We start from the raw sequence: 4,651 nt of genomic DNA, 5'->3' as shown, positions 1-4,651 counted from the left end.
GCTGGCCTTGTGGTTCCTGTTCCGGGGCATCGGAACGGTGCTGCTGGTGCCGCTGGCCGAGGAGTTGTTCTTCCGCGACTACCTGGAAAGCCGCATCCGCGGTGCCGCAGCCGACCAGCCCGCGCCCCTGTGGCGGGTGGTGCTGGCAGCGGCGATCTCCGCCGGCCTCTTCGCCGCCCTTCACGACCGGTGGATCGAGGCGCTGATCGCCGGCCTGGTCTTTTCACTGGTCGCCCGGCGAACCGGACGGATTTCGGATGCCATCGCGGCCCATGCCATAGCGAACCTGATCGTCTTTGTCGTCGCTGTGGCCACACGCAATTTGGCCATCATCTAGCCACCGCCCGGCCCGCGCCGGAGCTGATTTCCGGTGTGGAGCACTCAGAGAGGGCTAGTATCCCGGATTATTCTGCGGCTCTGCGCCGCTAGGGGGCATCTTCACTTAAGCGAGCCGTGCCATTGCGCAGGCAAGGGTCTTCTCGCATCGAAGCGCAATCCTGCGGAAGCGTTTGAGACGGTTCAAGAAACAGTCGACGAGACGGCGCTCCTTGTAGAGCGTCCGGTCGATGGCCTGCGCCCCTTCCGGCTGAGGTTGAGATTGATCTGCGCCGTAACTCCCAGCCTTTCGGCGATGAACCGGCGCAGGGTTTCGGTGTCGGAACCCGGCGTCGGCAATGACGTGGCCAAGGTCCCTGAGGCCCTCGAGCAGAGCTTCTGCTTCAGGACTGTCGGTCCATTGGCCGGGGGGGCAGTTCGAACCTGGTACGAATTTTAGGGCACATTTCCGGAGCGAGAGGCGGACCTCAGGTCTGCTGCGCCGTCATCTTGACGGCGCAGCATTGGCATGGACAGGTCAGCGCCTTCGATCAGGCAAATATGCCCTCGAACTGAAGCACATCGATCTCTTGGACGCTGCCGGTGGTGGTGGCGCCGGTAAAGGCGAAATACGCCTCTTCACTGCCGAGCTGTTCGATGAGATCTTCGCCGGTCATCCGACCGATCAACCTGCCATCAACCCAATAGCGCAGGATGTCGGTATCGGCATCCCAATCCAGCCGCACCAGATGCGTCTGGCCATCCGCCAGATCCCTGCTGCTGCCGCCTAGGCCGAGCGTTTCGAAGGTATCGCTATCCCCCAGACGAATGGTCGAGCGCGTCGTGTCGATGCCGCGGCTGGCATCGTAGTCCAGTGAGATCTGGCCGAGATCGTCGAAATCCTGCAGCACTTGCAGTGTCTTGCCGGTGGTCGCATCACTGATCATCCAGTTGGCATCGGTCAGCGTGTCGGCCGTGAACGACTGGCCCGGTTGCAGCCGCGCCATCGGCACCGGCTTGCCGGATGCGTTGATCCACAGCACGTCAAGCGCGAAGGCGCTATCGTTGACCAGGCTGATCTCGGCGTGCAGCCCGAGACCCCGCGAGGGGTGATCGGTCGGGTCAAAACCGGACATGCCAAGCGAGGGATCGTTGCCGGGGGTGCGCAGCGTCAGGTGCGACCCGTTTGTTGGTGCTCCCAGATAGTCGATCGCCTCGCCGGTCGCGGTGTTGGTGATGAACCAGTTATGGTTATTGAAGGTTTGCGCCATGTTGTAACTTTGCCCCGGCTGGATCGTGCCATAGGAGACGGCATTCCCATCCCAATCGATCCAGTTGAGGTTCACGGCAAAGTCGTTCTCGTTGGTCATGGTGAAACCGGAGACCGGCCCGTAGTCTCCCGAAGGATAGTTTGCGGGATCAAACAGGACCGATGCGCCGTTATCGCCCTCTTGCACGCGAATGGTCGCGCCGGCCTTGGGTGCCCCCAGATAATCAACCGGCTCGCCGGTGGCTCGCTCGGCCAGAAACCAGTTATGATCGGCAAAGGTGCTGGCCATGTTGCGGGTGGCGCCCGGCTGGATGGTCCCATATGAAATGGCAACGCCATCCCAGTTGATCCAGAACAGCTCCAGCACGGTGTCGCTTTCGTTGACGACCTTGAAGTTCGAGACGATACCGGAATCGCCCGAACCGTAATCCGCCGGATCGAAGCCCGAGGAAATCGCGGGATCGTCGGCCGGGTCAAACCGGAGCACCACGCCATTGTCGACCCCGAGGGCACCCAACCCGTTACCATCCGCGCCCTGAATGTCGCCGCGTTTCGGATCGTTGTGCAGCAGGAAGGCGACGCCGCCCTCGCCCGCGCCATCGCCGGGGGTCATCGACACAGTGAACCTGATCTGAAAATCATGGTCCAGATCGATGCGACTGTTGCTGGCAACGACGCCGGTCTGCCAGTCCTCGGACCCATCGGTCAGCACATATTTGCCCGAACCCGCCAGTACATCGGCAGCCCCGGTCAGGGTGACATAGCTGCCGGTATCGCGGTCCAGATGCTCGCCTGCAATTGCCGCCATGAAGGGCGCGCCGGTCGAGGGCACGCCATCCGCATCCAGCACATACAGGTTATAGGCCCCCGGCGTGAAGACATTGGCGTTTGCGGGCGGATGGACCAGAATGTCGCCGTTTGGCAGACGGGTGAACTCGGCCTCAAGAAATCGCTCTTCCATGTTGACGGAATGCGTCACCGCGCCGTTCTTCAGGAAGGTGATCCTGTCGACCGCAGCCGGATCGTCGACCCGGATGATGAAGTCCTCGCCCTGCCGCACCTGGGTCGGGACATCGATGATGCTCAGCCGGTCCGCAAGCTGGCCGTTCTCGTCATACAGATAATCCGGGTAATAGATCTGCGCGTTGTCGTTGTAGATCGGTCCCGGCGCACCGCCTGCCATCGACATCACGGTGCCGTCCGGCAGGAGAATGGCGTTCGAGTGATAGAGGCGCGGCGTGGCTTCGTCATTCACCGCCGTGATGCTGTTGTCGCGCGGGTCCCATATATGGGGCGTCAGTTGCGCGCCTTCGGCGCTGTTGTAGTACAGGCTGCCGCCATTGATGAAGACCCGGCCATCCGGAAGGATCGTCAGATCGGCATAATGGTGACGTCCGCCCAGATCGCCGACAACGGTGAAGGTCGGCGCTTCGCCCGACAGGTCGATCGACCACAGCTTGCCGTCGTAATCCAGATGCAGAACCTTGTCCTCGGCATACATGATCGCGGGCGTGCCGCCTTCATTGTCGAAAGGCACCGGGCCAAGAACCTCGATCTGGCCTTTGCCCGACGGGTCCAGCATCATCATCATCCCGCGGCCACCGTTATGTACAACGATCGCATCGTCATCCGAGGTCATGATGAACACGCGCCCGTTCGACGTCGTCCAGGCACGCGGATAGGACCAGTCGGCTGCGATTTCGTCACTGAAGGCATCCGTCAATTGATAGGTTCCCATGCCCGGAACGTAAACCTCGGACATGCCCATCCCATGATGGCCGACCCCAGACCCGCCAAGCATCAGGACGTGACCATTGGCCATCGTGACGGCTGTCGGATACCAGCGGTGGAAGTCCATCCCGCCCGTCGGATCGGTGCCGATGGTTCCGGTTACAGGGTTGTACTCAATGATCGCGTTATTGCCCCTGACGAGCGTAGGATCGCTGACATCATTGTAGCCACCAATGATCAGGACATTGCCTGTTTCGGGCAAAAGCACAGCCGCCGAACACCACATATTCACTTTGCTTACATTGTCGAAAAGCAGGTGCTCGCCGGTCGAGGGATCGTAACTCGCATAGTACATCGCCCTGTCCAGCCCAGGGTCTAGCGGCCCGCCAACGCCAAAGGTCAGCAGATCGTTCTGCGGAGTCAGGATAGCGTGGATCGGCAGGATCGGCCAATCCTCGAGCAAACCCCACACGCCGCCGCCATCCGCGTCAAACGCCGGGGTTGGCTGAAGCTGGACAAAGCCGCCATTCAATATTGCATCGGCATCAGCCGCCAGGAGGGATTGCTGCGCCGTCCCTTCCGCACTGTGTGTCGGCTGGTCATCCGAAGCCCGAAACAGAAACCCGTCAAGAGACGCGTCCAGCACCTTGGGCACGCCGGCGCCCTTGTCTTTGTCTTCTCCTGCCGGACCAGATTCGTAGGTCGATCGTTGTTCCTTGGCTTTCAGCCCTGCCAGACTGTCCCGTAGCGCTGCTCCGTAGGATGCCTTCGAAAAGAGTTCTTCACTCCACGATGCGCGGTCGGAAGATGCCCGAGTACGTGGCATAAAATCGCCCTCCTGCAACAATACAACAACACCTCATCGGTGCCACTGCGCTGCGCAGATTGCAACAAAAAGTCCCCGCTGCTGGGCAGGGCGGTGCTCTGCCTACCAAATGTGGACCGTCTGAAGCCGGAGTTTCCGGCCTTGGTCACGGCAGCGGGCTGGTGATGCCAAGCACGAGCCTTTCAAGGCCATATGCTTACATCAGATGCTGACTGGATGCGGGAGAAAGCAGGGTGATTCTGAGAACAGTCGCGCATGTCCGAGTCGACGGCTTGGGCGCCATGGCGTTGCCGTGAGCAGCTAAGGGGATAGCAAATTTTGGCATGCTAAGACTTCAGTGGCATCAGTTCCCAGCAACCAACACTAGGGTCGAGACTCAATCAGGTCCACCAGATGATGATGGCTGCGATTGCGATGGCTGACTCGAAGTTGGGATGCTGTCCCATAGCGTGGTGTAGCTGGCGCTGATTGTCACCGTGATGTTCGGCGCGGGCCTGCTTGATCAGGAT

2 protein-coding genes are annotated in these 4,651 nt (G+C 60.7%); one reads left to right on the top strand and one right to left on the bottom strand.

What is annotated here, in order from left to right; translation table 11 throughout:
* The coding region (locus tag Q1A36_RS21055) for a CPBP family glutamic-type intramembrane protease (RefSeq protein WP_299848104.1) at window positions 1-337 on the top strand (337 nt) is incomplete at its 5' end.
* A 529-nt stretch (window positions 338-866) separates the two neighbouring features.
* Here the strand turns inward: Q1A36_RS21055 and Q1A36_RS21050 are convergent.
* Entirely contained in the window at window positions 867-3,788 is a 2,922-nt protein-coding gene (locus tag Q1A36_RS21050) for a galactose oxidase-like domain-containing protein (RefSeq protein ID WP_299848102.1), read from the bottom strand.
* Window positions 3,789-4,651: the final 863 nt, after the last annotated feature.

This window comes from uncultured Paracoccus sp. (assembly GCF_947487305.1).
Lineage (GTDB): Bacteria > Pseudomonadota > Alphaproteobacteria > Rhodobacterales > Rhodobacteraceae > Paracoccus.
Note: the sequence above shows the minus strand (reverse complement) of the source record. Positions and strands in the feature narration are given on the sequence as shown.